This window comes from Actinoplanes palleronii, assembly GCF_016862315.1.
Lineage (GTDB): Bacteria > Actinomycetota > Actinomycetes > Mycobacteriales > Micromonosporaceae > Actinoplanes > Actinoplanes palleronii.
In genome coordinates this window covers 107,212-133,563 of the sequence record NZ_BOMS01000093.1, presented here as the reverse complement: position 1 = coordinate 133,563, position 26,352 = coordinate 107,212, and the positions used below count along the sequence as shown (strand labels likewise).

Annotated in this window: 26 protein-coding genes; 18 read left to right on the top strand and 8 right to left on the bottom strand. The window is 72.1% G+C overall.

Going from position 1 to position 26,352, the window contains the following annotated elements; genetic code table 11:
• Positions 1-12: 12 nt before the first annotated feature.
• Positions 13-1,677, bottom strand: a complete 1,665-nt coding sequence (locus Apa02nite_RS30155; RefSeq protein WP_239164667.1) for a methyl-accepting chemotaxis protein — start codon at positions 1,675-1,677, stop codon at positions 13-15.
• A gap of 129 nt (positions 1,678-1,806) precedes the next feature.
• On the opposite strand from Apa02nite_RS30155, the gene Apa02nite_RS30150 reads away from it, so the two are divergent.
• The 3 genes from Apa02nite_RS30150 (at position 1,807) to Apa02nite_RS30140 (ending at position 4,268) form a co-directional block, all read left to right on the top strand.
• Positions 1,807-2,832 carry a medium chain dehydrogenase/reductase family protein gene (locus Apa02nite_RS30150; protein WP_239164666.1) on the top strand — a complete coding sequence of 342 codons (1,026 nt, stop codon included), beginning with the start codon at positions 1,807-1,809 and terminating at the stop codon, positions 2,830-2,832.
• 37 nt (positions 2,833-2,869) lie between these two features.
• On the top strand, positions 2,870-3,514 hold the full coding sequence (locus Apa02nite_RS30145; RefSeq protein WP_067703201.1) for a TetR/AcrR family transcriptional regulator: 645 nt from the start codon (positions 2,870-2,872) through the stop codon (positions 3,512-3,514).
• A gap of 103 nt (positions 3,515-3,617) precedes the next feature.
• A complete protein-coding gene (locus Apa02nite_RS30140; RefSeq protein ID WP_067703203.1) occupies positions 3,618-4,268 on the top strand; it encodes a fasciclin domain-containing protein in 651 nt (216 codons plus the stop codon).
• A 74-nt stretch (positions 4,269-4,342) separates the two neighbouring features.
• Here the strand turns inward: Apa02nite_RS30140 and Apa02nite_RS30135 are convergent, their stop codons facing one another.
• Positions 4,343-5,356, bottom strand: a complete 1,014-nt coding sequence (locus Apa02nite_RS30135; RefSeq protein ID WP_203828030.1) for a LacI family DNA-binding transcriptional regulator — start codon at positions 5,354-5,356, stop codon at positions 4,343-4,345.
• 273 nt (positions 5,357-5,629) lie between these two features.
• Here Apa02nite_RS30135 and Apa02nite_RS30130 point away from each other — a divergent pair, with 273 nt between their 5' ends.
• The 4 genes from Apa02nite_RS30130 to Apa02nite_RS30115 are packed head-to-tail and all read left to right on the top strand — an operon-like array spanning position 5,630 to position 10,167.
• A complete protein-coding gene (locus tag Apa02nite_RS30130) occupies positions 5,630-6,895 on the top strand; it encodes an ABC transporter substrate-binding protein (protein WP_203828029.1) in 1,266 nt (421 codons plus the stop codon).
• A gap of 60 nt (positions 6,896-6,955) precedes the next feature.
• Positions 6,956-7,885, top strand: a complete 930-nt coding sequence (locus Apa02nite_RS30125) for a carbohydrate ABC transporter permease (RefSeq protein WP_203828028.1) — start codon at positions 6,956-6,958, stop codon at positions 7,883-7,885.
• Positions 7,886-7,891: 6 nt separating this feature from the next.
• On the top strand, positions 7,892-8,794 hold the full coding sequence (locus tag Apa02nite_RS30120) for a carbohydrate ABC transporter permease (protein ID WP_373873068.1): 903 nt from the start codon (positions 7,892-7,894) through the stop codon (positions 8,792-8,794).
• On the top strand, positions 8,791-10,167 hold the full coding sequence (locus Apa02nite_RS30115; protein ID WP_203828027.1) for a GH1 family beta-glucosidase: 1,377 nt from the start codon (positions 8,791-8,793) through the stop codon (positions 10,165-10,167). Before Apa02nite_RS30120 ends, Apa02nite_RS30115 begins: the two co-directional genes overlap by 4 nt.
• On the opposite strand, the gene Apa02nite_RS30110 is transcribed toward Apa02nite_RS30115, so the two are convergent.
• Both Apa02nite_RS30110 and Apa02nite_RS30105 read right to left on the bottom strand, forming a co-directional pair.
• A complete protein-coding gene (locus tag Apa02nite_RS30110; RefSeq protein ID WP_203828026.1) occupies positions 10,151-10,843 on the bottom strand; it encodes a cupredoxin domain-containing protein in 693 nt (230 codons plus the stop codon). The genes Apa02nite_RS30115 and Apa02nite_RS30110 overlap by 17 nt on opposite strands.
• Positions 10,844-10,911: 68 nt before the next feature.
• Positions 10,912-12,081, bottom strand: coding sequence for a serine hydrolase domain-containing protein (locus Apa02nite_RS30105; protein WP_203828025.1), 1,170 nt, complete (start codon positions 12,079-12,081; stop codon positions 10,912-10,914).
• Between the two features lie 155 nt (positions 12,082-12,236).
• Between Apa02nite_RS30105 and Apa02nite_RS30100 the strand changes: the two genes are divergently transcribed.
• From Apa02nite_RS30100 to Apa02nite_RS30065, 8 genes are all read left to right on the top strand, one after another.
• Positions 12,237-12,764, top strand: coding sequence for a histidine kinase (locus Apa02nite_RS30100; protein ID WP_067703221.1), 528 nt, complete (start codon positions 12,237-12,239; stop codon positions 12,762-12,764).
• Positions 12,765-12,805: 41 nt separating this feature from the next.
• Positions 12,806-13,651 carry a DUF4097 family beta strand repeat-containing protein gene (locus Apa02nite_RS30095; RefSeq protein WP_203828024.1) on the top strand — a complete coding sequence of 282 codons (846 nt, stop codon included), beginning with the start codon at positions 12,806-12,808 and terminating at the stop codon, positions 13,649-13,651.
• Between the two features lie 93 nt (positions 13,652-13,744).
• Positions 13,745-14,719 carry an ATP-binding cassette domain-containing protein gene (locus Apa02nite_RS30090; RefSeq protein ID WP_203828023.1) on the top strand — a complete coding sequence of 325 codons (975 nt, stop codon included), beginning with the start codon at positions 13,745-13,747 and terminating at the stop codon, positions 14,717-14,719.
• Positions 14,716-15,498 carry an ABC transporter permease gene (locus Apa02nite_RS30085; RefSeq protein ID WP_203828022.1) on the top strand — a complete coding sequence of 261 codons (783 nt, stop codon included), beginning with the start codon at positions 14,716-14,718 and terminating at the stop codon, positions 15,496-15,498. Before Apa02nite_RS30090 ends, Apa02nite_RS30085 begins: the two co-directional genes overlap by 4 nt.
• A gap of 298 nt (positions 15,499-15,796) precedes the next feature.
• Positions 15,797-16,495, top strand: coding sequence for an ABC transporter ATP-binding protein (locus tag Apa02nite_RS30080; RefSeq protein ID WP_203828021.1), 699 nt, complete (start codon positions 15,797-15,799; stop codon positions 16,493-16,495).
• 41 nt (positions 16,496-16,536) lie between these two features.
• Positions 16,537-18,774 carry an FtsX-like permease family protein gene (locus tag Apa02nite_RS30075; protein WP_203828020.1) on the top strand — a complete coding sequence of 746 codons (2,238 nt, stop codon included), beginning with the start codon at positions 16,537-16,539 and terminating at the stop codon, positions 18,772-18,774.
• 35 nt (positions 18,775-18,809) lie between these two features.
• A complete protein-coding gene (locus Apa02nite_RS30070; protein WP_203828019.1) occupies positions 18,810-19,991 on the top strand; it encodes a sensor histidine kinase in 1,182 nt (393 codons plus the stop codon).
• Entirely contained in the window at positions 19,988-20,650 is a 663-nt protein-coding gene (locus Apa02nite_RS30065; protein WP_203828018.1) for a response regulator, read from the top strand. The genes Apa02nite_RS30070 and Apa02nite_RS30065 overlap by 4 nt, the downstream gene beginning before the upstream one ends.
• A gap of 78 nt (positions 20,651-20,728) precedes the next feature.
• On the opposite strand, the gene Apa02nite_RS30060 is transcribed toward Apa02nite_RS30065, so the two are convergent.
• The 4 genes from Apa02nite_RS30060 to Apa02nite_RS30045 form a co-directional block, all read right to left on the bottom strand.
• Positions 20,729-21,136, bottom strand: coding sequence for an arsenate reductase ArsC (locus tag Apa02nite_RS30060; RefSeq protein WP_203828017.1), 408 nt, complete (start codon positions 21,134-21,136; stop codon positions 20,729-20,731).
• A 39-nt stretch (positions 21,137-21,175) separates the two neighbouring features.
• Positions 21,176-21,916 carry an aquaporin gene (locus Apa02nite_RS30055; RefSeq protein WP_203828016.1) on the bottom strand — a complete coding sequence of 247 codons (741 nt, stop codon included), beginning with the start codon at positions 21,914-21,916 and terminating at the stop codon, positions 21,176-21,178.
• Entirely contained in the window at positions 21,909-22,598 is a 690-nt protein-coding gene (locus Apa02nite_RS30050; protein WP_203828015.1) for an arsenate reductase/protein-tyrosine-phosphatase family protein, read from the bottom strand. The genes Apa02nite_RS30055 and Apa02nite_RS30050 overlap by 8 nt, the downstream gene beginning before the upstream one ends.
• A gap of 68 nt (positions 22,599-22,666) precedes the next feature.
• Complete coding sequence (locus Apa02nite_RS30045) at positions 22,667-23,041, bottom strand: ArsR/SmtB family transcription factor (protein WP_203828014.1); 375 nt, start codon at positions 23,039-23,041, stop codon at positions 22,667-22,669.
• Positions 23,042-23,141: 100 nt separating this feature from the next.
• On the opposite strand from Apa02nite_RS30045, the gene Apa02nite_RS30040 reads away from it, so the two are divergent.
• Genes Apa02nite_RS30040 through Apa02nite_RS30030 form a run of 3 tightly spaced genes read left to right on the top strand, consistent with a single transcriptional unit; the run spans position 23,142 to position 26,335 of the window.
• Entirely contained in the window at positions 23,142-23,645 is a 504-nt protein-coding gene (locus tag Apa02nite_RS30040; protein WP_203828013.1) for a GNAT family N-acetyltransferase, read from the top strand.
• A 27-nt stretch (positions 23,646-23,672) separates the two neighbouring features.
• The gene (locus Apa02nite_RS30035; protein ID WP_203828012.1) at positions 23,673-25,079 is read left to right on the top strand and encodes an FAD-dependent oxidoreductase; all 1,407 of its coding nucleotides are present in this window, start codon (positions 23,673-23,675) and stop codon (positions 25,077-25,079) included.
• A 5-nt stretch (positions 25,080-25,084) separates the two neighbouring features.
• Positions 25,085-26,335: an MFS transporter gene (locus Apa02nite_RS30030; protein ID WP_203828011.1), complete on the top strand. Its 1,251-nt coding sequence runs from the start codon at positions 25,085-25,087 to the stop codon at positions 26,333-26,335.
• The last annotated feature ends 17 nt before the right edge of the window (positions 26,336-26,352 follow it).

Below are 26,352 nucleotides of genomic sequence, written 5' to 3'. Positions count from 1 at the left end.
GAAACGGCGGCGTCAGTACCTGAACGCGGCCACGATGGTGGTCAGCTCGGTCGACATCCGGGACAACTCGGCGGTGGCGTGCCGGGTGCCGGCGACGCCCTCGCTGGTGGCGTGAGCCGCGTCGGCCACGCCGGTGATGGTGCGCGAGATCTGGCTGGTGCCGTCGGCCGCCTCGCTGACGCTGCGGTTCATCTCGGCGGTGGTCGCGGTCTGCTCCTCGACCGCCGAGGCGATGGTGGTCTGGAAGTCACTGATCCGCGTGATCACCTCGGTGATCATCTCGATGGCGGAGACCGCGCCGCCGGTGTCGGCCTGGATCGCCTCGACCCGCTGGGAGATCTCCTCGGTGGCCTTGGCGGTCTCCTGGGCCAGGTCCTTGACCTCGGCGGCGACCACGGCGAAGCCCTTGCCCGCGTCGCCGGCCCGGGCCGCCTCGATGGTGGCGTTCAGGGCGAGCAGGTTGGTCTGCGCGGCGATCGCCGTGATCACCTTGATCACGTTGCCGATCTCGGCCGACGACGCGCCGAGCTGGTTGACCGTGATCGAGGTGGCGGTGGCCGCGGCGACCGCCTCCTGCGCGACCCGGGCCGCCTCGGCCGCGTTCTGCGAGATCTCCCGGATCGCGGCGGCCATCTCCTCGCCGCCGGCCGACACGGTGTCGACGCTGGCCGACACCTCGTGGGCCGCGTCGGCGACCGTCTGCGCCTGGTGCGACGTCTGCTCGGCCGAGCCGGCGATCTTCTCGGCGTTCTCCGAGATCTCCTCGGTGGCCTGTGCCAGCGAGACCGCGGAACTGTTGATGGTGGCGACCGTCTGGCGCAGCCGGCCGACGGCCATGTCGAGTTCACGGCCCATCCGGCCGGGCTCGTCGAGCGTGGTCAGCCCGGCGATGTGGGTCAGGTCGCCCTCGGCGAGCGCCTTGCAGACCTCCTCGACCCGGGCCAGCGACCGCACGATGCCCCGGGACACCCACAGCGCGGCGACCGCGGCGGCGAGCAGGCCGCCGATCAGCAGCGCGATGGCCAGTGTCCGGTCGTGCTCATAGGCGGTCCGCGCGGCAGCGGCGTCCGCGGCCGCGTCCTTGGCCTCCGCGTCGATCAGCGCCGCGATGTTCGTGGTGACCTTGTCCATGATCGGCACGACGTCGCCGGCGCGGATCTTGTCGTAGGCGGCGTTGTCGTGCGCCAGCCCGGCCGGGATCAGTTTCGTCCGGACCACCGCGGTGTACTGCGCCCACAGCGCGTCGAGCTCGTCGACCACGGCGCCCTGCCCGGCCGAGCTGGCCGTGCGGTAGGCCTCCAGTGCGGTCGTGAACGCCGTGGCCTGCTCGTCGAACGCGGTGGTCAGCTTGGCGGCGGCGGCGGTGTCGAGCGACAGCGCCAGGTTCGCGGCGTTCAGCCGGGCGGTGGTGACGGCATTGCGGACGTCGCCGATGCCGGCCACGGCCCGCACGTTGCTGCTGTACAGCTTGTCGGCGGTCGCACTCGTCTCGGCCAGCGCCGACAGGCCGGTGACCCCGATCGACAGGGCGATCACCCCGGCCAGGCCGACCGTGCTGAGGATCTTGACGCCGGTGGGCAGGTCGCCGAAACCGCGCCGCGAGGTGCGTGCGCCGTCGTAGCTGTCGATGGTCATGGTCAGGCCTTCGGAGAGGTCGGGAGAAGCGGGGGTCGGCATGGTCCCGCCTATCGGCAGTCTTCGCGCCTACTTGATGCCGGGCACGGGATCGGCACGTGTATTTACATATGTAAGGTCACAGCGTATGTTTACGGCTGTAAGTTTAAATGGGTGATGGAGGGGACTGTCATGCGGATCGCGACGGAAGTGGTCATGCCGGGGCGGGTGGAGCCGGCCGGATTCCAGCTGCGGGAGCGGGCCCTGCCCGCTCCCGCCCGAGGTGAGGTGCTGGTGACCGTGGAAGCCACCGGGATCTCCTTCGCCGAGCACGCCATGCGGCTGGGGCGCTACCCCGGTCAGCCCAGGTTCCCGTTCGTACCCGGTTACGACCTGGTCGGCACGGTGACCGCGGCCGGCGAGGGTGTGGACGCGGCGCTGGTCGGCCGGCGGATCGCGGCCCTGACCAAGACGGGTGGCTGGGCAACCCAGGTGCTGCTGAAGGCCGCCCACGTGGTGCCGGTCCCGGAGGGCCTGGACCCCGCGGAGGTGGAGGCCCTGGTCGTCAACGGCCTGACCGCCTATCAGATGCTGCACCGCCGGGCGCGGGTGCGCGCCGGCCAGACGATCCTGATCCACGGGGTCAACGGGGGAGTGGGCACCACCTTGACCCAGCTCGCCCGGCACGCCGGCGTCCGGGTCATCGGCACCTCCTCGCCCCGCCATCACGCGGCCCTGCGCGACCTCGGTGTGCTGCCGGTCGACTACCACGATCCCGCGTTGGCCACCCGGGTGCGCGAACTCGCCCCGGCCGGGGTGGACGCCGTCTTCGATCACGTCGGCGGGGAGAGCATCACCCGGTCCTGGTCACTGCTGGCCGAGGGCGGGACGCTCGTCAGCTACGCCATGCTGAAGGACTCCGGTCCGATGATTCCGGCATTCGTCGCCCTGCTCGGCCGGCTGGCCTGGCTCGACGCCCTGCCCAACGGCCGGCGCGCCGGGTTCTTCGACGTCTGGGGCGGCAAGCTGCTGCGGCCGCGACGGTTCCGCCGGCGGCTGCGGCAGGACCTGTCCACCGTGTTCTCCCTGCTGGCCGACGGGACCCTGCGCCCGCAGATCGCCGCCCGGATGCCGCTCACCCGGATCCGCGAGGCGGTCGAACTGGCCGAGTCGCACACGATCGTCGGCAAGGTCGTGCTGGTCCCCGGTCCGCGGTGACCGCGACGGCGAGGCCGGCGACCGTAAGGTGTCGGCTGTGAGTACGACTGCCGGCCCGGCCGCCACCGGACCCCGTGAACGCAACCGCCGCGGCCACGGCGGGCGGCTGCGCACCGACATCGTCGCCGCCGCCGCCGAACTGCTCGACGAAGCCGGCAACGAGCAGGCCGTCACCCTGCGCGCGGTGGCCCGGCGGATCGGGATCGCCGCCCCCTCGATCTACGCACATTTCCCCGACCGGCAGACGATCCTGCTCGCGGTGGTCCAGGACGCTTTCACCGAACTGACCGACACGCTGCGCGCCGCCATCGGTGCGGACGAAGCGGTGACCCGGCTGCGAGCGGCCTGTGCGGCGTATCTGGACTTCGCCGCCACCCGTCCGCAGCGTTACCGCGTGATGTTCGGTGGACTGTGGAACGCCGGTGACGCCGTCGACGGCGCGACGGTCTCCGCGACCGAGGCCACCGCGTTGGGGCAGGACGCCCTCGCCGTGCTGGTCACCGCGCTGGACGGCTGCGTGGCGGCCGGCCACTCGACGAGCACCGACACCACCGCCGACACGATCGCCCTCTGGCTGGGCCTGCACGGCCTGGCGCACCAGCGGACCGTCGCCCCGGGTTTCCCGTTCCCCGCCGACATCGCCGACCGCATGATCAGCTCGCTGGCCCGCCTCACCGGTTAGAAAGTGACCGGTCAGGTGCATCCGCCGACGGGTGGACGAGCGAAGTACGAGGTGATGGCACCACCGAGCCACCACCCTTCGCACTTCGAGAGGACCCATGAGGATGAACCTCACCCGACTCGGCAAGCGGGCCACGGTCGTGGCGACCGCTGCGATCGTCGCCTCCGCGCTCGTGGCCGCGCCGGCCTCCGCGCACGGCAAGCCGCTCAAGACCAAGTCCCTGGCAGCCGTGCTGACCGCGGGCAAGGTCGGCTTCGACCGCAACGGCCATGACTACGACATCCTGACCGCCGCGGTGCAGGCGGTGCTCAAGGCCAAGCCGGCCAGCCCGGTCGGTGTGCTCGCCGACGGCACCAAGCCGCTGACCGCGTTCCTGCCCAACGACCTCGCGTTCGAGCGGCTGGTCGCGGACATCAAGCACACCAAGCGCCTGCCGAGTGAGAAGAAGGCGTTCACCGCCGTGGCCGGGCTCGGTATCGACACGGTCGAGGCGGTCCTGCTCTACCACGTCGTCCCCGGCGCCCGGATCACCGGCAAGGCGGCGCTCAAGGCCGACGGCGTCCGTCTGACGACCGCCGCGGGCGGCAAGATCAAGGTCGATGTGTACGGCCATGGCCGGCACAAGCGGATCATGTTGATCGACGCCGACCGCAGTGACCGCAACCCGCGGGTGAACAAGGTCGACATCAACAAGGGCAATCGGCAGATCGCGCACGGCATCGACCGGGTGCTGCGCCCCATCGACCTGCCCTGATCGTCGCCCGGTGAGCCGTGGCCCGGTCCGCCCCTGCGAGGGTGGGCCGGGCCACGGCCGTACCCGGTGCCCGGTCAGGTGGAGCCGCGGATCACCAGCGTGGTGGGCAGGGTGATCGGCTCCGGTGGTGTGGCCGGATCCAGCAGCATGGCCACCATCGCCTCCGCGGCCGCCGTACCGATGCCGGTCTTGTCCTGGGCGATCGTGGTGAGCCCGGGCGGGACCAGCGCCGCCACCTCGATGTCGTCGAAGCCGACCAGGGCGATGTCACCGGGGATACGCAGCCCGGCCTCGTGGATCGCCCGCATGGCGCCGAGGGCCATCTCGTCGCCGGCGGCGAACACCGCGGTCGGCCGGGGCTCACGGGTGAGCAGCTGGTTCATCGCGGTGTAGCCGCTGTCGAGGTACCAGTCGCCGCCGGCGATGGCGGTCTCGGCGAGCGGCAGGTTCGCCGCGGCCAGCCCGGCCCGGAAGCCGGCCAGTCGCTGGGCGGCCGGCCAGGCCGGCAGCGGGCCGGTGATGGTGGCGATACGCCGGTGACCGCGTTCGATCAGGTGGTCGGCGGCCAGGCGTCCGCCGCCGGCGTTGTCCGACGTGATGTAGGTGCAGGTCGGCCCGGTGAATCGCAGGTCGAGGGCGACGCAGGGCACCGGGGCGTCGACCAGGGCGAGCACCGCCGGGTCGCGGCTGCCGTTGTCGATGACCACCACGCCGTCGACGTTGTGGCGCTGCACCGCGCGCAGGAAGCGCTGGTCGCCGGGCAGGCCGGGGGACTGGTCGGGGGCGAGCATCAGCAGGTGCAGGCCCTGTGCGCTCAGTGCGCTCTTGAGCGCGACCAGGATGTCCTGCAGGAACGGGTGCCGCCAGCCGGGGCGACGGTGGTCGGTGTCCCAGACCAGGCCGACCATGTTGGACTTCTTGGTCGCCAGGGTGCGGGCCGACTCGTTCGGCAGGTAGCCGATCTCGGCGGCCATGGCGAGCACGTGTTGCCGGGTGTGCTGGCTGACCACCTCCGGTGTGTTGAAGACCCGGGACACGGTGGCGACGGAGACGCCGCACCGGCGTGCCAATTCCCTGATGCTGGACACGGCGAACGTCCTTTATGTAACCGGTTTCATCACCGTAACAGCCGTGTGTCGCCGCGGTCAACGCCGTCGATCTCGTTACGTTTCCGTGACTTGACATAGCGGGGATCGATGACGGCAAACTCTTGGCTCAAGGAGCGCACCCCGCTCCGTCTGATGTCTTCCGGCCGCACCCCGCCGGGGCTCTCGCGTACTACAGCTCATCTCATGTTCCGCCTGTTCATCGTGTAACCGGTTTCATGAAACCGGTTACACCGATTGAAAGGACCCCTTGACATGCGCTTGTCCCGATTGGCGCGCCTCGCCGCGGCGGCTACGGCCGCCACCCTGGTGCTGACCGCCTGCGGCTCCGGAGGTGACTCCGGCAGCGCCGGCGGCAAGGTCACCCTGAACGTCAGCCTGTTCGGCAACTTCGGCTACCAGGAGCTCTACCAGCAGTACCAGCAGGCCCACCCGAACATCACGATCAAAGAACAGACCGCCGACTACAACGCGCACCACCGGGACCTGGCCACCCACCTGGCCACCAACGCCGGCGCCGCGGACATCGAAGCGGTCGACACCGGGTTCATCGCCCAGATGCGCGAGGTCGGCAACCAGTTCACCGACCTGGGCCAGGACCGCGCGTCGCAGTACCTGCCCTGGAAATGGCAGGCGTCGCTGACCAAGGACGGCAAGCAGATCGGGTACGGCACCGACGTCGGCGGCCTGGCCATCTGCTACCGCCGGGACCTGTTCCAGCAGGCCGGCCTGCCCGCCGACCGCGACCAGGTCTCCGCCGCGTGGGCCGGCGGCTGGGACAAGTACATCGAGCTCGGCAAGCAGTTCGCCGCGAAGGCGCCGAAGGGCACCGCGTTCTTCGACGGCGGCGGCGCGCTCTACAACGCCGTGATCGGCCAGGCGCCGGTGGGCTTCTACAACCAGGACAACACCATCGTGGTCGACACCAACCCCGAGGTGCGCAAGGCGTGGGACCAGGTGGTGGCGGCGATCCAGGCCGGCCTGTCGGCCAAGCTGATCGAGAGCTCGCCGGAGTGGAACAACGGCTTCGCCAAGGGCCAGTTCGCCACGATCGCCTGCCCCGCCTGGATGATGGCGAAGATCAAGGACCAGGCCAAGGCGTTCGCCGGCAAGTGGGACGTCGCGGCGGTGCCCGGTGGTGGCGGCAACTGGGGCGGTTCGTACCTGACCATCCCGAAGCAGGGCAAGCACGTCGCCGAGGCCAAGGAACTCGCCGCCTGGCTGACCGCTCCGGAACAGCAGGCCCGGGTCTTCACCTCGGCCGGTCTGCTGCCGTCGATCCCGGCGCTCTACGACAAGCCGGAGATCGCCGCGCTCAAGGACCCGTTCTTCAACGACGCCCCGGTCGGCAAGATCTTCACCACCGCCGCCAAGCAGCTCGAGCCGCAGTACCAGGGCCCGCGCGCCGGTGACATCCAGACCACCGTCCGCGACGGCCTCAGCCGGGTCGAGCAGGGCAAGCAGAACTCCGAGGAGTCCTGGCAGCAGACGGTCAGCGACGTCAAACGTCTCGCCCGGTAGCCCACCCCTCCGGCCGGCGGTCAGCGGACCGCCGGCCGCCCCGGCGACGAAGGATCGACGATGGCCATCACCGTGCTGAGCTCCCGGCGAGCCGCCCTTAACAAGCTGGACACCAAGGGCTCGCCGTACCTCTACATCACGCCGTTCTTCCTGCTGTTCGGCGTGTTCGGGCTGTTCCCGCTGCTCTACACCGGGTACGTGTCGTTCAACGACTGGAACCTGCTCGACGGCGGAGCACACCAGTGGGTCGGCCTGGCGAACTACCGCGAGATGCTGCACGACCCGTACTTCTGGAACGCCCTGGGCAACACACTGAGCATCTGGGTGCTGTCCACCGTGCCGCAGTTGCTCGCCGCACTGTGGATCGCCCACCTGCTCAACCACCGGCTGCGCGCCCGCACCAGCCTGCGGATGGGCGTGCTGCTGCCCAACATCACGTCCATCGTGGCCGTGACGATCGTCTTCACCCAGCTGTTCGGCCGGGACTTCGGGATGGTCAACTGGCTGCTCGGGCTGGCCGGCATCGGCCCGATCGACTGGCAGGCCGACACCTGGAGCTCGCACCTGGCCATCTCGATCATCGTGGCCTGGCGCTGGACCGGGTACAACGCGCTGATCTACCTGGCCTCGATGCAGGCGATCCCGCACGACATGTACGAGGCCGCCGAGCTCGACGGCGCGTCGTCGGGGCAGCAGTTCTGGCGGATCACCGTCCCTCAGCTGCGTCCGACGATCATCTTCACCACGGTGATCTCGACGATCGGCGGCCTGCAGATCATGGCGGAGCCGCTGCTGTTCGCGGGCACCTCGACCCCCACCGGCGGATCCGACCGGCAGTTCCAGACCGCCGCCCTTTTCCTGTACGAGCAGGGGTTCCGCGAGTTCCGGTTCGGCTACGCCTCCGCGATCGCCTGGACCCTGTGCCTGATCATCGCGGTCTTCGCGATCGCCAACTTCCTGCTGACCCGGCGCATCGCCGACGAGGAGTGAGCCGCCGTGACCGCTCTTGCCCACCCGCCGTCCACCCGCGCCCCGGCGCCGGGCCCGCCGCGACCGGCCCGCCGCCGCCGCCGCGGTTTCGGCTACCCGCGCCGTGGCTCGGTCTGGACCTACGCCGCGCTGCTCGCCGTCGTGGCCGGCTCGGTCTTCCCGCTCTACTGGTCGTTCGTCGTGTCGTCGCAGACCAGCGAGGCCGTCGCCCAGGTGCCACCGGTCCTGATCCCCGGCGGTCACCTGTTCGACAACATCGCCCGGGTCTTCGACTCCACCGACTTCGCCAGGGCCCTGATGAACTCGCTGATCGTCAGCGGGTCGATCACGATCTCGGTGGTGTTCTTCTCCACCCTGGCCGGGTTCGCCTTCGCCAAGCTGCGCTTCCGCGGCCGTAAACCGCTGCTGGTGCTGGCCATCGCCACGTCGATGGTGCCGCAGCAGCTCGGCATCATCCCGCTCTACCTGCTGATGTCGAAGATCGGCTGGACCGACCGGCTGGCCGCCGTGATCGTGCCAGGGCTGGTCACCGCGTTCGGCGTCTTCTTCATGACCCAGTATCTGGGCCGCGCGGTGCCCGACGAGCTGCTGGAGGCCGGCCGGATGGACGGCTGCGGCACGTTCGGCCTCTACTGGCACGTGGTGCTGCCGGCCGCCCGGCCCGCCGCGGCGGTCCTCGGCCTGTTCACCTTCATGCAGGCCTGGAACGACTTCTTCTGGCCGCTGGTCGTGCTGCAGAACAACGCCACGGTCCAGGTCGCGCTCTCCTCGCTGGCCAGCGGCTACACCACCGACTACACGCTCACCCTGACCGGAACACTGCTCGCCACCCTGCCGATCCTGGTGATCTTCATGGTCCTCGGCCGGCAGATCGTCGGCGGCATCATGCAAGGAGCCATCAAAGGATGACCACGCCGCAGGAGTTGCCGCAGATGCCGGCCGGATTCGTCTGGGGGACCGCCACGGCGGCGTACCAGATCGAGGGAGCGGCGGCCGAGGACGGTCGCGGCCCGTCGATCTGGGACACGTTCTGCCGCCGCCCGGGCGCCGTCGCCGGGGGCGCCTCCGGCGCGGTGGCCTGCGACAGCTACCACCGCTGGCGCGACGACGTGCAGCTGCTCGACGACCTGGGCGTGGACGCGTACCGGTTCTCGATCGCCTGGCCCCGCGTGCTGCCGACCGGCGCCGGCGCGGTGAACCGGGCCGGGCTCGACTACTACGACCGGCTCGTCGACGGGCTGTGCGAGCGGGGCATCCGGCCGTTCGTCACCCTCTACCACTGGGACCTGCCGCAAGCGCTCGAGGACGCCGGTGGCTGGCGGGCGCGCGACACCGCCGACCACTTCGCCGACTACGCCGCCGTGGTCGCCGGCCGCCTCGGTGACCGGGTCCAGGACTGGATCACCCTCAACGAGCCGTACTGCTCGTCGATCGTGGGATACGCCGAGGGCCGGCACGCGCCGGGCGCCATCGAGGGACACGGTGCGCTCGCGGCCGCGCACCACCTGCTGCTCGGGCACGGCCGGGCGGTCACGGCGCTGCGGGCCGCGTGCCCCGGCGCCCGGGTCGGCATCACGCTCAACCTGTCGCCGGCCGTACCGGTCAGTGACGCGCCGGTGGACCGGGCGGCCGCGGACCGGATGGATCTGCTGCTCAACCGGCAGTTCACCGACCCGGTGCTCGGCGGCGCGTACCCGGAGGGTTTCGAGCGGCTCTACGCCGGCGTCAGCGACCTGTCGTTCCGGCAGGACGGGGATCTGCAGGTGATCGGCGCCCCGCTGGACTTCCTCGGCGTCAACTACTACTACCGGATCCACGCCGCCGACGCGCCGTACGACCAGCCCGACGCGGCCCTGCGCAGCGCCTGCGACATCGGTGTGCGCTCGGTGCCGCGCGCCGGGGTCCCGGTCACCGCCCTGGGCTGGCCGATCGAGCCGCACGGGCTCTACGACACGCTGACCGGGCTGGCGAGCCGCTACCCCGATCTGCCGCCGGTCTACGTGACCGAGAACGGCATCGCCCAGCTGACCGACGACCAGGGACCGGACCCGGACCGGATCCGGTTCATCGCCGAGCACCTGGCCGCCGCCGCCCGGGCCGCCGCGGACGCCCCCGTCGACCTGCGCGGCTACTTCTACTGGTCGCTGATCGACAACTTCGAGTGGGCGCGCGGGTACGCGCCGCGCTTCGGCCTGGTGCACGTCGACTACCCGACCGGGGACCGCACCCCGCGGGAGAGCTTCCACTGGCTGCGCAAGCAGCTGGTCAGTCGGTCACGGTGATCGTGACTTTCGCGGTGGGGTGCTGGGCGCTGACGCAGCGGTAGCGGCCCGGCTCGTCGAGGGCGAGGATCTGGGTCTCGCCGGCGTCGAGCCGGGTGTGGTCCTTGGCGCTGCCGGGCGTGCAGACCAGGGTCTGCGCGGCGCCGGACCGGTTGACCACGGCGAAGTTCTCGGTGGCCGTGACGGTGGCCGTCGCCGGTCGGAACGCGCCGGCGTCGGTGATGGTCAGCGACGGCTCGGGGGCGCCGCAGCCGCTCTCCCCGGCGACGGTCAGGCGCAGCTGGGCGCCCCCGGTCCGTACCGTGAACGTCCCGGCCTCGGGGAACTGGATGACCTGGCGTTCCTCGAGGCCGATGACGCTGGTGACCATCCCGGCGTCCGGTGCGGTCCGCAGCGGACGCGCCGTATCGGTCTTGTTGGTGACGGCGAGGAACGCTCCGCGCTGGATGGTGAGCCCGGTGGGACTGAACGCGTAGCCGGAGGGCTTCTCCACGATCGCGACCCTGGTGGCCCGGGTGCAGTCGGCGCTGCCGGCCGGCCCGGTCGCCGGCGCGGTGCGAGCCGGCCCGGTCGTCGTGCGCTGCGGCTGACCGGCGGTGGGTACGGCCGGCGCGCAGCCGGCCAGGGACATCACGACCGCGCCGCCGATCGCCCACAGATGTCTGCCTTCGCGCACCGGTTCTCCCTCCGTGGGCGGCGTGCCGCCCGTTCACCCACGGGTAACGGATCGTGGCGGCACCCGGATCAATCAGCGAACAGTGACGGGTCGAAGGCGGCCGCGGCGATGTTCTGGACGTACCGGGCCTCGCTGCCGTCCCGGTTGCCGGTCGGGTTCAGGCTCGACGCCATCACCCGTGCCAGGTCCGCCGTGGCGAACACCCCGGTCGTGTAGCCGGGCACCGCGCCGCTCTTGCCCCACACCGTGACCCCGTCCGGGAACGTCGTGGCCTGCAGCCCCGCGCTGAAACAGGCCTGCCCGGGATGCGGCCCGAGCCGGCAGGTGCCGCCACCGGGGTAGGGCACGTCCGGCAAGGTCAGCATCGGCGCGAGCTGCGCCCGGGGCAGCAGCCTGCCGCCCAGCAGCGCCGACAGGAACCGGGTCAGGTCGGCGGTGCTGGAGATGATCCCGCTCTCCGCCCACCCCCACGCGCTCTGCTCCGTGACGTCCACCAGCGCGCCGCCCACCGTCACGTACCCGTGCGCGTGTGGTCCCGGGATGCGGGTCTCCCCGGGCGCCGGCAGGCTCGTCGCGCGCAAACCCAGCGGCTTCACAATCCGACGATCCAATTCCTCAGCGTACGAATGTCCGCCGACCTTCTCGATGATCAAGCCGGTGAGGAAGTAGTTCACGCCGTTGTAGCGCTGCTCGGTCCCGGGTGCGAACGCCAGGGGCTGCGCGACGGCCGAGGCGACCACCTGCGCGGGCGTCCAGTAGTCGAACCGGTGCGCCACCACCCACGCCGGATCCGCGTTCTGAGCGTCGACCAGCGAGAACGGCAGCCCGCTGGTGTGGTCGAGCAGCTGACCGACAGTGATCGGCGGATAGGAGCCGGGCAGAACCCCGGGCAGGTAGTGCTGCACGCTCTGCCGCAGGTCGAGGCGGTGCTCGGCGACGAGCTGCAGGGCGATCACGGCGGTGAACGCCTTGGTCACGCTGGCGATCCGGAACCGCCCGCCGGCCGGCATCGGCGCGCCGGTGGTGACGTCCGCGACGCCCGCCCGGCCGGACCACTGCCCGGCCGAGCCGCTGACGGTGAGCTGCGCGCCGGTCACCACCGGGTTCGGCAGCCCGGCGACGGCCCGTCCCAGCAGGGCGGGGTCCAGCGCGGGGAGCTGCGGCGCGGCGCCCTGAGCCCGGCCCGCGACGCCGATCGTGGTCACCAGGCCCAGCACCAGCGCGATCGCAGCGCGCATCGACCTTCTTCGCTTGTTCATCCGGCGAGCGTGCCCGTGAAGGTCCACTCAGGACATCAGGGGAAGCCACCACTCCGGCCCCGATCTCGACTCGGGGCGCCGCGGTGATGCCATAGTGGTTGCGCGTGGCATCACGGTGATGCCATAGTGGCGTCATGGAACTGCGCCCCTACATCGACGCCCTGCGTCACGAGCTCGCGCTCGCGGCCGCGGCCGGCGGCGAGGATGCCCGGGAGCTGGCCGAGCGGCTCACCGCGCCGCTCGAGTCCGCGACCCGGCTCGCCCTGCTGGACGCCCTGTCCGAGGCGGCCGCCGAGATCACCCGTGATCTCGCGCCCGGCTCGGTCGACCTGCGGCTGCGCAACCGCGAGCCCAGCTTCGTGGTGACGCCGGCCCCCGCCGACCTGTGGACCGATCACGCGGCCGTCCCGCCGCCGCCCGACCCGTCCCCGGCGGCCACGCCGGCGCCGGGGGAGGACGAGGCGACCGTGCGGATCAGTCTGCGCCTCCCGGAGCACCTGAAGAGCCGGGTCGAGCAGTCCGCCGCCCGTGCCGGTGTCTCGATCAACACCTGGCTGATCCGGGCCGCGGCCGCCGCGGCCGACGGTGAGACCGCCCGTCCCGCCGCACCGACCGTGACCCCGTCCGGTGGCGCGCAGCGCTACACCGGCTGGGTCCGCTGACTCCCCGAACAAAGCTGACCCCGAGCAGAGCGGAGAGCACCATGCCTTCCTTCGACACCCCCGGACCGATCGCCGTCGCGGTCAACCTCATCGCCGGTGACCTGCGGGTGATCGCGAGCGACCGGCTGGACACCGTCGTGCAGGTCAGCCCGGGTCACGCCGGCACCGACCGGGACGTGCGGGCCACCGAGCAGACCCGCGTCGAGTTCGTCAACGGCACCCTGACCGTGCGCGGCGCCCGCCATCCCGGCCTCGGCATGTTCGGCAAGGTCGGCGTCGTCGACGTGGTCATCGAGGTGCCGGCCGGCTCCGACCTGGACGCCACGCTGGGCGCCGGCGCGATCCGCTGCACCGGGGTGCTGGGCGTCGGCAAACTGCGCAGCGGCGCCGGTGACCTGCAGGTCGAGCAGGCCGCCGGCCTGACCGCGACGACCGGGATCGGGCTGGTCACCGCGGAGACCGTCACCGGCGACGCCAATCTGACCACCGGGTCCGGCAAGCTGCGGGTGGGCTCGGTCGCCGGCACGGCCGTGCTCAAGAACGGCAACGGCGAGACCTGGGTCGGCCACGCCGGCAGCGAGCTGCGGATCAACTCGGCCAACGGCGACATCGAGGCCGGGCACGCCGACGCCTCGATGACCGCGAACACCGCCAACGGCGACATCAGCGTCCGCGAGCTGGTCCGCGGCTCGGCGACGCTGCGCACCGCGGCCGGCCGCATCGACATCGGCATCCGCAGCGGCACCGCGGCCCGCCTCGACGTGCACACCCAGTTCGGCAAGGTCCGCAACGAGATGACCGCCGCCGACGGCCCGGCCGCGACCGACGAGCAGGCCGAGGTGCGCGCCCGCACCATGTTCGGCGACATCCTGATCCGCCGCTCCTGATCCGCCGCTCCTGATCTGAACCACCGTCCCCGGCCGGGGCGCTCGTGTCCCGGCCGGCGATGGCCCCTGCCCGCACGACGCCAGGAGGCACGCATGACCGCGATACTCACGACCCGGCCCGCCGTCTCGGTGGCCGGTCTGCGCAAGAGCTTCGGTACGAAGGTGGTGCTCGACGGCATCGACCTGACCGTCACCGAGGGCACGGTGTTCGCGCTGCTCGGCCCGAACGGCGCCGGCAAGACGACAATGGTGCGGATCCTCGCCACTCTGCTCGCGGCGGACGGCGGCTCGATCCACGTCGCCGGGCACGACCTGACGCGGGAACCCGACGCCGTCCGCGCGGCGATCGGCCTGACCGGCCAGTTCGCGGCCGTCGACCGGCTGCTGACCGTACGGGAGAATTTGCGGTTGATGGCGGACCTGAACCGGCTGGGCCGTGCCGAAGGCCGCAGCCGGGTGGACGGGTTGATCGAGCGTTTCGACCTCGGTGAGTCGGCCGGCAAGCCGGTGTCGGTGCTCTCCGGCGGTCAGCAGCGCCGGGTCGACCTGGCGATGACCCTGGTCGGCGACCCGCGGCTGATCTTCCTGGACGAGCCGACCACCGGCCTCGACCCGCGCAGCCGGCACGAGATGTGGCGGATCGTCCGCGAGCTGGTCGCCGAGGGCGTCACGGTCTTCCTCACCACGCAGTATCTCGACGAGGCGGACGAGCTGGCCGACCGGATCGCCGTGCTCGACCAGGGCCGGATCGTCGCCGAGGGCACCCCCGACGAGCTCAAACGCCGGATCCCCGGCGGGCACCTGCTGCTGCGTTTCGCCGACCCGGCCACCCTGCGCACGGCGGCCGCGGTGCTGGACACCGCGCAGCGTGACGACGCCGCGCTGACCCTGCAGGTGCCCAGCGACGGCGGTGTCGCGTCGCTGCGCGCCGTGCTGGCCGCGCTCGACGCCGTCCACGTCCAGCCGGAGCACCTGGCGGTGCACACCCCGGACCTGGACGACGTGTTCTTCGCCTTCACCGGCGCGCCCGCGACCGCTTCCGATATCGCTTCCGAGGAGATCCGATGACGACCCTGGCGCACACCCTCACCGATTCCCGGACCATGTTCCACCGGCAGTTGCTGCACCTGAAGCGGTATCCGTCGCTGACCGGGATGCTGATCGGCCTGCCGGTGATCTTCCTGCTGCTCTTCGTGTACGTCTTCGGCGGCACGCTCGGCGCCGGCCTCGGTGGTGGCCGCCAGGAGTACGTGAACTACCTGACCCCGGGCATCCTGCTGTTCACCGTGGCCGGTGCGGTGGCCGGCACCGCGATCTCGGTGGCGATGGACATGACCGAGGGCATCGTCGACCGGTTCCGCAGCATGGACATCGCCCGGGCCGCGCTGCTGACCGGCCACGTGCTCGGCAGCCTGGTGCAGATCTTCCTGGCCCTGGGTGTGGTGCTGGGCATCGCGCTGCTGATCGGGTTCCGGCCGAACGCCACGCCGCTGGAGTGGCTCGCGGTGATCGGAGTGCTGGCGGCGACCGCGTTCGCGCTGACCTGGCTCGCGGTGGCGCTCGGGATGGCCGCCGACAGTGTGGAGACGGCCAGCAACACGCCGATGTTCCTGAGCCTGCTGCCGTTCCTGGGCAGCGGTTTCGTGCCGACCGAGTCGATGCCGTCGGGGTTGCGGGCGTTCGCCGACTACCAGCCGTTCACCCCGGTGATCGAAACCCTGCGCGGCTTGCTGCTGGGCACGGGGATCGGGAACAGCGCGGTCATCGCCCTGGTGTGGTGCGTGGGGATCTCGCTGCTGTCGTACGTGTGGGCCAAACGCAAGTACAACCAGCGCGCGTCCCGGTAGCGGTGGGACCGGGATCCCTCGCTGACGACCGTCGACGGCCTCGCCGGCTGGTGGACCGCCGGCACCAAGGGCGGTGACATGCCGATCAGCGACTGGCACTGAACCGGCCCGGGCCGGCCCCGGCCGCGGTGTTTCACCGCTGACCGGCCGGTCCGGTTCCGGGACCTGAGGAGGAGCCAGGCTCCTTGTGTACGACTTAGGTCGTACACAAGGAGCCCGCTCTGCGGTGGACGCCGCGGCGCGCCACGGTCCTTAGCGTCGATCTCGTCAGCGGGTGTCGACGTCGCAGGGAGCGGTTGTGTCAGCGGAAGAAGATCTCGGGCGGCCGTTGCTCGTCGCGGAGGATCTGGTGAAGTCGTTCGGGGTGACCCGGGCGTTGGACGGCGCGTCGCTGCGGGTGTTCCCCGGGGAGGTGCTGGCGCTGACCGGGCCGTCCGGGTCGGGAAAGTCGACGTTGCTGCACTGCCTGTCCGGGGTGATCGCGCCGGACTCCGGGCGGGTCGGGTACGCCGGTCACGACGTTGTCGCGATGTCCGATCGGCACCGCAGCGCGCTGCGGCGAAGCGCGTTCGGGTTCGTGTTCCAGTTCGGGCAGCTGGTGCCGGAGCTGACCTGCCTGGAGAACGTCGCGTTGCCGTTGCGGCTGGCCGGGGTGCGCCGTGCGACGGCGTCCGCGCGGGCCGCCGAGCTGCTCGACCGGCTCGAGGTGGCTGATGTCGCGGACAAGCGGCCCGGTCAGGCGTCCGGTGGGCAGGGGCAACGGGTCGCGGTGGCTCGCGCGCTGATCACCGAGCCACGGGTGATCTTCGCGGATGAGCCGACCGGGGCGCTCGACTCGCGCAACGGCGAGCGGGTGATGCGGCTGCTGATCGCGGCGGCCAAGGAGCGCGGGGCCGCGGTCGTGCTGGTCACGCACGAGGCGCAGATCGCGTCGTTCGCCGACCGGGAAGCCGTGTTCCGCGACGGCAAGGTCGCCGGCTCGGCGATGGCCCGATGACCGCCGGCGACCGCACCGAGGGCCGGCGCGGGGGTGGCCCGGTGACCGCCATCGATCTCACCCGGGGCCGGTTCGCCTGGCTGAGCGACCTGGCCCTGGCGGTGCGCCTCAGCGTGGCCGGTGGGCGCTCCGGCTGGCTGCGGCTCACCATGATCGCGGCCGGGGTGGGGCTGGGCGTGGCGATGCTGCTGCTGGTGGCGGCCGTGCCCACGGCCGGTGCGGCCCGCGAGCAACGCCGTAACGACCGGGCGACCGGCGCTGCCGCCGAGCAGGCCGGGCCGGGCACGCTGCTGGTGCTGACCGTGGAGACCCGGTTCCGCGACGTGACCGTGCGCGGGCGGATGGTCCGCGCGGAGGGTGCCCGGGCTCCGGTGCCGCCCGGCCTGTCCCGGGTGCCGGCCGCGGGAGAGCTGGTCGTCTCGCCGGCGTTGGCCGCGCTGCTCGACGGTCCCGGCGGTGAGCTGCTGGCCGAGCGCTGGCCGGCCCGGGTGACCGGCACGATCGCGGCGACCGGGCTCTCCGGGCCGGACGAGGTCTACTTCTACCTGGGCTCGGGCACGCTCAGGCCGGACGGCGGGGCGACGCGGGTCACCTCGTTCGGCGGGGGAGCGCCGTCGGCCGCGGATCCGACCATGGTCACCCTGGCGATCATCGGGCTGGTGATCGTGCTGCTGCCGGTGCTGATCTTCGTGATGACGGCGGTGCGGTTCGGCAGCGAGACCCGCGAGCGCCAGCTCGCCGCGATCCGGCTGGTCGGCGCGGACAGCCGGATGACCCATCGGATCGCGGCCGGGGACAGCCTGGTCGGGGCGGTGCTCGGGCTGGCCGTGGGCGCGCTGGGCTTCCTGGCGGCGCGCCCGTTCGTCGGGGGACTGCTGCCGGCGGACTTCACGCCGTACCCGAAAGATCTGGAACCGGGGTTGACGCTGGTCGCCTCGATCGTGATTTTGGTGCCGGTCGGCGCGGTGCTGGTGACCGTTTCTGCCCTGCGGCGGGTGATCATCGAGCCGCTCGGTGTGGTGCGGCGCGGGATCGTGCGGCGCCGGCGGCTCTGGTGGCGGCTGCTCCCGCCCGCCGCCGGGGTGGCGCTGCTGGCCGGCGGTCAGCTCGCGGCCGGGGTGCTGCTGTTGCTGGTCGGGGTGGTGTCGCTGCTGCCGTGGCTGGTGCAGGCGGTGGTGCGCCGGCTCGGTGGTGGCAGTGTGGCCTGGCAGCTGGGGGTGCGGCGGTTGCAGCTGGACAGTGACACCGCGGTGCGGGCGGTGTCCGGCATCGCGGTGTCGGTGGCCGGGGTGATCGCGATCCAAGGCCTGCTCGGCGCGTCGGTCGCGGCCACCAGCGAGGCCGAACCGCCGAAGGACCGGTTCCAGGCCGCGGTCTTCACCAACGGCGCCGACGGCACCGGCTGGGCCACCGAGCTGTCCGCGACGGCCGGCGTGCGCGAGGTCCGGATGTCCGGTTACGGTCAGCTGGGCGACTATCTGGTACGGCTGGGTGACTGCGACGTGCTGCGCCAGTTCGCGCCGCTGCCGTCGTGTGCCGACGGGGACAGCTTCGTGGCGACCATGCCGGGCTGGGAGAGCGGGAGCCTGCCCGCCGGTGAGACCGTCCCGTTCACCGGCGCCGACCGGCCGCTCGGCAGCTGGACCGCGCCGGCCGGCCGGCCCACCGTGCGGCTCTACACCAGCGCGGCGGGACCGATGGAATACCTGGCCACCCCCGGTGCCCTCGGCATCCGCCCGGACCTGCGCGGCACCACCACGGACGCGTTCCTGATCACGCTGGATCCCGGTGACCCGGACGCGATCGAACGACTGCGCACCACGATGACCCGAGTGGCTCCGGACGCGCCGCTGCAGGTGTACGGCGACGAGCACCTGACCCGGCAGTTCCAGGGCGCCCAGCAGGTGGCCCAGTCCTGCGCGGTCCTGCTGCTGCTGTTCATCGGCGCCAGCATGCTCGTCAACGTGGTCGAGCAGCTGCGCGAACGGCGGCGGCTGCTGGCCGTGCTGACCGCGTTCGGCGCCACCCGCCGGGTGCTGTCCGCGTCCGTTTTCTATCAGGTAGCCATTCCGGCCGCGATCGGGATCGCGCTGGCCGTGGTCACCGGCGGCGGTCTGTCGGCGACCCTGCTGTCGGCGACCGGCGCCCCGGTCGACCTGGACTGGCCGGCGATCACCGGGATCACCACCGCCGGCATCACCATGGTGCTGGCCGTCACCGCCGCGAGCCTGCCGCTGCTGGCCCGGCTCACCAAGGCACAGGAGTTGAGGAGCGAATGATCCGGTCTGCCGGTCGAGCCACTAGCGTCGCCGACATGTGGTCTCCCTCGCGCCGGGCGTTGCTCGTCGACCTGGTCGTCTCCGGTGCGGTGACCGGGCTGGCGGTCTGGTGGTGGCATCAGTTCCCGCTCGGCGGGTTCGTCTACGGCGTCCTGGCCGGGGTGGCGCTGATGTGGCGGCGGCGCCGGCCGGTGCTGGTCCTCGCGCTGGTGGCGGCCCTGACCGCGGCGGCCGCGCCGGTCACGGTGCACGGCTCGCAGCTGCACGAGGGCATGCTGCTGATCACGATCGCCGTGGCGACGCACGCGGCGGTCGCCCATACCGAACGGCTGCGCACCGGCGTGCTCACCGGGCTCGCCGCGGTGCTGCTCGGCACGGCGTTGATGGTGGGGCGGACCTGGCTCGAGTTCGGCGACGCCACGCTGAATCCGCAGGACGTGGCAGGGATGTTCGGGGTGGTGTTCAGCTACGGCGCGGTGGTGTGGGCCGCCGGGCTCGGCATCCGGGCCCTGCGCCAGCAGCGGCTGTTCGGCGAACAGGGGCGGGCGAGCGCGGAACGCGAGGGCCGGCACCTGGCCCGGATCGCGGTGGTCGAGGAACGCGCCCGGATCGCCCGGGAACTGCACGACATCGTGGCGCACTCGCTGTCGGTGATGGTGCTGCAGGCCAACGGCGCGGCGTACGTGTTCGACCGGGATCCCGAACGGGCCCGGGAAGCGCTGCGCGCGATCGGCTCGACCGGCAGCGAGGCCCTGGAGGAGATCAAGCAGCTGGTGCGGATCCTGCGCAGTGACTCCGAGGACCTCACCGACCGCAGCCCGGTCGGCCTCGGCCAGCTCGACGCGGTGGTGGAACGGGCGCGCGGGGCCGGTCTGCCGGTCGAGCTGGAGGTCGAGGGCGCCCCGCCGGAGATGCCCGGGGGCGTGGTGCTGGCGGTGTACCGGATCGTGCAGGAGTCACTGACCAACACGATCAAGCACGCCGGGGCGGGGGCGCGCGCTGTCGTACACGTGCATTATCGGCCGGAGAGCGTCGAGGTCACGGTGACCGACAGCGGTGATCGGCCGGGGGCGGTGACGCCGGGCGGACATGGGGTGATCGGGATGCGGGAACGGGTGAACCTGTACAGCGGGACGTTCGCGGCGGGCCCGCACGCCGGTGGCGGCTGGCAGGTGCGGGCGTTGATCCCGCTCGCGGACGTGGCGGTGGCGCGATGATCCGGGTGGTGCTCGTCGACGATCAGCACCTGGTGCGGGCCGGGTTCCGGATGGTCCTCGACTACCAGGACGACATGACCGTGGTGGGGGAGGCCGGGGACGGGGCCGAGGCGCTGCGGCTGCTGCGGACCACCGCGGCCGACGTGGTGGTGATGGACCTGCGGATGCCGGTGCTCGACGGGGTCGCCGCGACCCGGCAGATCTGCGCGGCGGGGGCGCTGCCGCGGGTGCTGGTGCTGACGACGTTCGACACCGACGAGGAGGCGTTCGCGGCGCTGCAGGCGGGGGCGAGCGGGTTCCTGCTCAAGAGCGTGCCGCCGGAGGAGTTGCTGTCGGCGATCCGGGTGGTGGCCGGCGGGGAGGCGGTGGTGGCGCCGCGGGTCACCCGGCGGTTGCTGGACCGGTTCGCCGGGCGGCTGGTGGACCGGTCCGCGGATCCGGCCGCCGCGCACGGGCTCACCGAGCGGGAGAGCGAGGTGCTGTTGCTGCTGGCGCAGGGGATGTCGAACGCGGAGATCGGTGGGCGGCTGCACGTCGCCGAGGCGACGGTCAAAACCCACATCGGCCGGATCCTGCAGAAGCTGGGGCTGCGCGACCGGGTCCAGGCCGTGGTTTTCGCGTACGAATCCGGGTTGGTGAGCCCCAGTGGTGACGCCTGATCGCCGTTCAGGTGGCGATGGTCGGCCGTTCGCGACCAGGCAGCACCGCCGCGTCCTCGAACAGGTGGAGCTCGGGGGTCAGGCCGGGAGCAGGTCGGCGAGCAGGGTTTCGACGCGGGTCTTGATCCCGTCGCGGATCGGGCGGACCGCCTCGACGCCCTTGCCGGCCGGGTCGTCGAGTTTCCAGTCCTCGTAGCGTTTGCCGGGGAAGACCGGGCAGGCGTCGCCACAGCCCATCGTGATGATCACGTCGGAGGACTGCGCGGTCTCCCACTCCAGCTTCTGCGGGGTCTGGCCGGTGATGTCGATGCCGACCTCGCGCATCGCCTCCACGGCGGACGGGTTGATCTTTTCGCCGGGTGCCGACCCGGCGGAACGGACCTCGACCCGGTCACCGGCGAGGTGGCGCAGCCAGCCGGCGGCCATCTGGGACCGGCCGGCGTTGTGGACGCAGACGAACAGGACGGTGGGCTTGGTGTCGCTCATCAGCTGTGCTTCCTCGAGGGCCGGTGACGGGTGCGGTGGTCAGGGGGTCTGGTCGTCGGTGGGGTAGAGGGCCAGGAGCAGGCCGACGCCGATCACCAGCCCGGCGAGCTGGGCGATCACGAAACCGGGGACCGAGGCCGGGGCGATGCCGGCGAACGTGTCGGTGAAGGCGCGCCCGATCGTGACGGCCGGGTTCGCGAAGCTCGTCGACGAGGTGAACCAGTAGGCGGCGCCGATGTACGCGCCGACCGCGGCCGGGGCGACCGCGGCCCGCCCGGAACGGCCGAGCGCGAAGATCAGCAGGAGCAGCCCGGCGACCGCGACGATCTCGCCGAGCCACAGGTGCCCGGCGGCCCGGTCCTTGGTGGAGAACGTGACCGGGGCCAGGTCGAACATCAGGTTCGCCAGGACCGAGCCGGCGACGGCCCCGGAGGTCTGCGCTACGGCGTACCCACAAAGGTTTTTGATCGTCAGACCGGTGCCGGCGCGGCGGCCGAGGAACCAATCGGCCGCCGACACCACCGGGTTGAAGTGCGCGCCGGAGATCGGTCCGAAGGTGAGGATCAGCGCGCCGAGCGCGAGCGCGGTCGCGACCGAGTTCTCGAGCAGTTGCAGGCCGATGTCGTGCGGGGAGAGCGTGGTGGCCATGATGCCGGAGCCGACGACGGCGGTGACCAGCAGTGCGGTGCCGAGGAACTCGGCGAGCAGCCGCCGCCGGAAGGCGATGGCGGGCCTGGGCCCGGTCGTCGCCGCGATCACGGCCGGGTTGACGTCAGTCATGGTCGGCTCCGGTGGTGAGGACGGGCGCGATCCGGTCGATCCGGTCGGCCAGGTCGGTGTAGGCGGCCTCGAACGCCGCGTCGGTGTCGACGCGTGCCGGGTCCGGCACCGACCAGTGCAGGCGGGGCCGGACGTCGCCGGTGAGGTCCTCGTGGGCGTTGTCGCAGACCGCGATGATCAGGTCGCCGTCGTGCACGACGTCCTCGACGTGGTGGGTGCCGGTCGGGTCCAGGGCGAGGCCGTGGTCGTGGGCGACCCGCACGGCGCGGGGGTGGACCCGCGGTGCCGGATGGGTGCCGGCCGAGGTGACGGTGCCGCCGATCCGGTCACGCCAGAGCGCGGCGGCGAGCTGGGAACGGGCCGAGTTGTGGGTGCAGACGAACACCACCCGTTCCGCGCCGGCCAGCCCTGGGGCGGTCAGCGCGGACAGCATCCCGGGCACCAGGCGCAGGTAGGTGCGGCGGCGATCGCCTTCGGAACGGGTTCGTGCGAGCAGGCCGGCGTCCTGCAGCACCTTCACGTGGTGGGCGACCAGGTTGGTCGGGATGCCCAGGGCCACCGAGATCTCGCCGGGGGAGGCGTCGCCGAGGGTGAGCGCGTCGACGATGGCGAGGCGGGCGGGGTCGCCGAGGGCGGCGTGGACCCGGGCCCGCGCCACCAGCGACAAAGCTTCAGCGTTCATTGACTCAATGATTGCTGAACCATATCCGGATTGGCAAACGAACGGCGGGTGAACGGGCCTGCCTGGCGTCAGGCGGTGCCGGCTTCGAGGGCGAGCAGGATGCTCAACTGCCGCATCAGGTCCGGCCGGGGCCGGTAGTAGACCCAGCTGCCGCGGCGTTCCGCGTCGACCAGGCCCGCCTCGCGCAGAGTCTTCAGGTGGTGCGAGATGGTCGGCCCGGACAGCTCGAACGCCGGGGTCAGGTCGCACACGCAGATCTCGCCGCCGGGCGCGGACGCGATCATCGACATCAGCTGCAGCCGGACCGGGTCGCCGAGCGCCTTGAACGCCGGGGCCAGCACCGCGGCGGCGGCCGCCGGGATCCGGCGCGCGGCCAGCGGCGGGCAGCACGGCACGTCCGTCGCGGGATCGGTGACCGCGAGCGACTCGCCTGATTTTGACATGTGTCTAGGTTGACATCTATCTAAACCGCGTGCAACTCTTCGTTTCGAGAAGCATCTAATTCAAGAGATGTCGAATCCGAACTGGCGAAGGAGCACGACGATGAGCACCCCGATCGTCCGGCCGATGCGGGCGGCCGACGCCGCCGCGGTGCTGGCGATCTACCAGGCCGGCCTCGACGGTGGTGACGCCAGCTTCGAGACCACCGTACCCACCTGGACGGTGTTCGACACGGCGAAACTGCCCGCCCACCGCCTCGTCGCGGCCGACGCGACCGGCACGGTGCGGGGCTGGGTCGCCGTCACCGCGGTGTCGGCCCGCCCGGTCTACGCCGGAGTGGTCGAACACTCGATCTACGTCGACCCGCCCGCCCGGGGACACGGTGTCGGCCGGGCCCTGCTGCACGCGCTGATCGCCTCCACCGAGCGGGCCGGCATCTGGACGATCCAGTCCGGGATATTTCCGGAGAACACCGCCAGCCTCGCCCTGCACACCGCCTGCGGGTTCCGCACCGTCGGCGTGCGCGAACGCCTCGGCCGTCACGCCGCGTACGACCACCGGTGGCGCGACGTCGTGCTCATCGAACGCCGCAGCCCACACCTCTGACCCTTTCTCCCGCAAGGAGTCCCACTCATGACCAGCACCTTCCCCGACCTGCCCGTCGTGGTCATCGGCGCCGGACCGGTCGGCCTGGCCGCCGCCGCCCAGCTGGCCGAACGCCACCTGCCGTTCCTCGTCCTGGAGGCCGGTGACGGGCCGGCCGCCGCCGTCCGCGACTGGGGTCACGTGCGGCTGTTCTCCCCGTGGCGGTACGACATCGACCCGGCCGCCGCCCGGCTGCTCGAGCAGGCCGGGTGGATCCGCCCCGACGACGCCGCACTGCCCACCGGCGCCCAGCTCGCCGCCGACTACCTGCAGCCCCTGGCCGACCTGCCCGACCTCAAACCGCACCTGCGCTACGCCGCGAAGGTCGCCGCGGTCACCCGCCTCGGCCTCGACCGCGTGCGCAGCCTCGGCCGCGAGAACACCCCGTTCCTGGTCCGGCTCGCCGACGGTGAGGACATCCTGGCCCGGGCCGTCATCGACGCCTCCGGGACCTGGAGCACCCCGAACGTGCTCGGCGCCGCCGGCATCCCCGCGCACGGCGAGACCGCCGCGACCGCGTTCGTCGAGTCCGCCCTGCCGGACGTGCTCGGCCGGGACCGGGACCGGTTCGCCGGCCGGCACACCCTGGTCGTCGGCGCCGGACACTCCGCCGCCAACACCCTGCTCGCGCTGGCCGACCTCGCCGAGCAGGCGCCGGGCACGACGGTGACCTGGGCGATCCGGGCGGGCAGCCCGGCACGCACCTACGGCGGCGAGTCCGCCGACGCGCTGCCCGCCCGTGGCGCCCTCGGCTCCCGGCTGCGCGACCACGTCGGGAACGCCACCGTCACCCTGCTCACCGGCTTCTCCGTGGACAGCCTCACCGCCGACGGCGACCAGGTGCGGGTGTCCGGCGGCGAGCAGACCGTGAGCGTGGACCGGATCGTGGCCGCCACCGGGTTCCGGCCCGACCACACCATCACCGGTGAGCTGCGCCTGGACCTCGACCCGATCCTCGGGTCCACCCGCGCCCTCGCCCCGCTGATCGACCCGAACGAGCACTCCTGCGGCACCGTCCCGCCGCACGGCGTCGACGAACTCACCCACCCCGAGCCCGGCTACTACGCCATCGGCGTCAAAAGCTACGGCCGGGCACCCACGTTCCTGCTCGCCACCGGCTACGAGCAGGCCCGCTCCGTGGTCGCCGCCCTGGCCGGCGACTGGGACGCCGCCCGCGACGTGCAACTCGACCTGCCCGAGACCGGGGTCTGCAACAGCAACCCCGTCGACGGCGCCGACAGCATCGACGGCTGCTGCGGCGCGGCACCGTCCGCGACCGAACCTGCCGGGCGTGGTCTGGCCACCGGCGTCGCCGGTGGGCTGCTCACCGCACCCCTCACCCTGGTCACCTTGGGCGGCGAACCCGCCCGGGAACAGCCCGGCACCTGCTGCTGACCGCGGTGAACACCGTCAACGCGCCGGCCGCCGCCCGCGGCCGGCGGGTGACCCACGGCTGGAGGATCGTCGCCGCCTTCGCGATCACCCAGACCATCGGGTACGGCACGCTCTACTACGCCTTCGCCGTGCTGTTGCATCCGATCGCCGCCGGCCTGCACACCTCGGCCGCGGTCGTCACCGGCGCGTTCACCACCGCGATCCTCACCCAGGCCGCGGCCGCCATACCCGTCGGACGCTGGCTCGACCGCCACGGCGGCCGCGCCCTGATGACCACCGGCACGATCCTCGGCGCCGGCATGCTGGTGGCCTGGTCCCAGGCCCGCACCGTCGGGCAGCTCTACCTGATCTTCGCGGGGCTCGGGGCCGCGATGGCGATGACCCTTTACGAGGCCGCCACCTCGGTCCTGGTCTCGTGGTTCGACGCCACCCGCCGCCCGGCGGCGATCCTCGGCATGATCGTCGTCGCCGGGTTCGCCAGCACCATCTTCATGCCGCTCACCGGCGGGCTCACCGAACGCTACGGCTGGCGCACCACCCTGCTGATCCTCGCCACCGTCTACGCGAGCGTCGCCGTCCCGCTGCACGTGCTCGTCGTGCGCCGCCCACCAGCAACCTCGCACTCGTCGCGGCGCCACGCCATCACGAACCGCCGGATCGTGATCCGGGCCGCGGTCCGCGACAGCCGGTTCTGGTGGCTGACCACCGCCTTCGTCGCCCACGCCGCTGCGATGACCACCATGACCGTCCACCTCGTCGGCTATCTGGTCAGCCGCGGTCACCCCGCCACCTTCGCCGCGACCGTCGCCGGGCTGCTCGGCGTGCTGTCCGTCACCGGCCGGCTCCTGCTCACCGCGACCGCCCGCCGTCTGCGGTTACACCGGGTCGTCGCCGCCATCTTCGCCCTGCAGGCCGCCGCCGCGCTCAGCCTGCCCGCACTCGCCGGCACCCGCCTCGGCGCGATCATCGCCGTCACCGGGTTCGGGCTCGGCTTCGGCATCTCCAGCCTCGCCACCCCGCAGCTGCTCGCCGACCGCTACGGCACCACCGCCTACGCCAGCATCGCCGGCACCCTCGCCGCCTTCGTCACCCTCGCCAAGGCCACGGCACCGCTGGCCGCCGCCGGACTGCTCGTCACCCACGGCGGATACCGGACCGTCATGACCGCCGTCGGCGCCGCCTGCCTGACCGGCGCCGCCGGGATCCTCACCCGCGCCCGAACCACCCCACGGGCCACCTCCGACGTCCCGGCATAGATCGCCGCTGCCGCCCG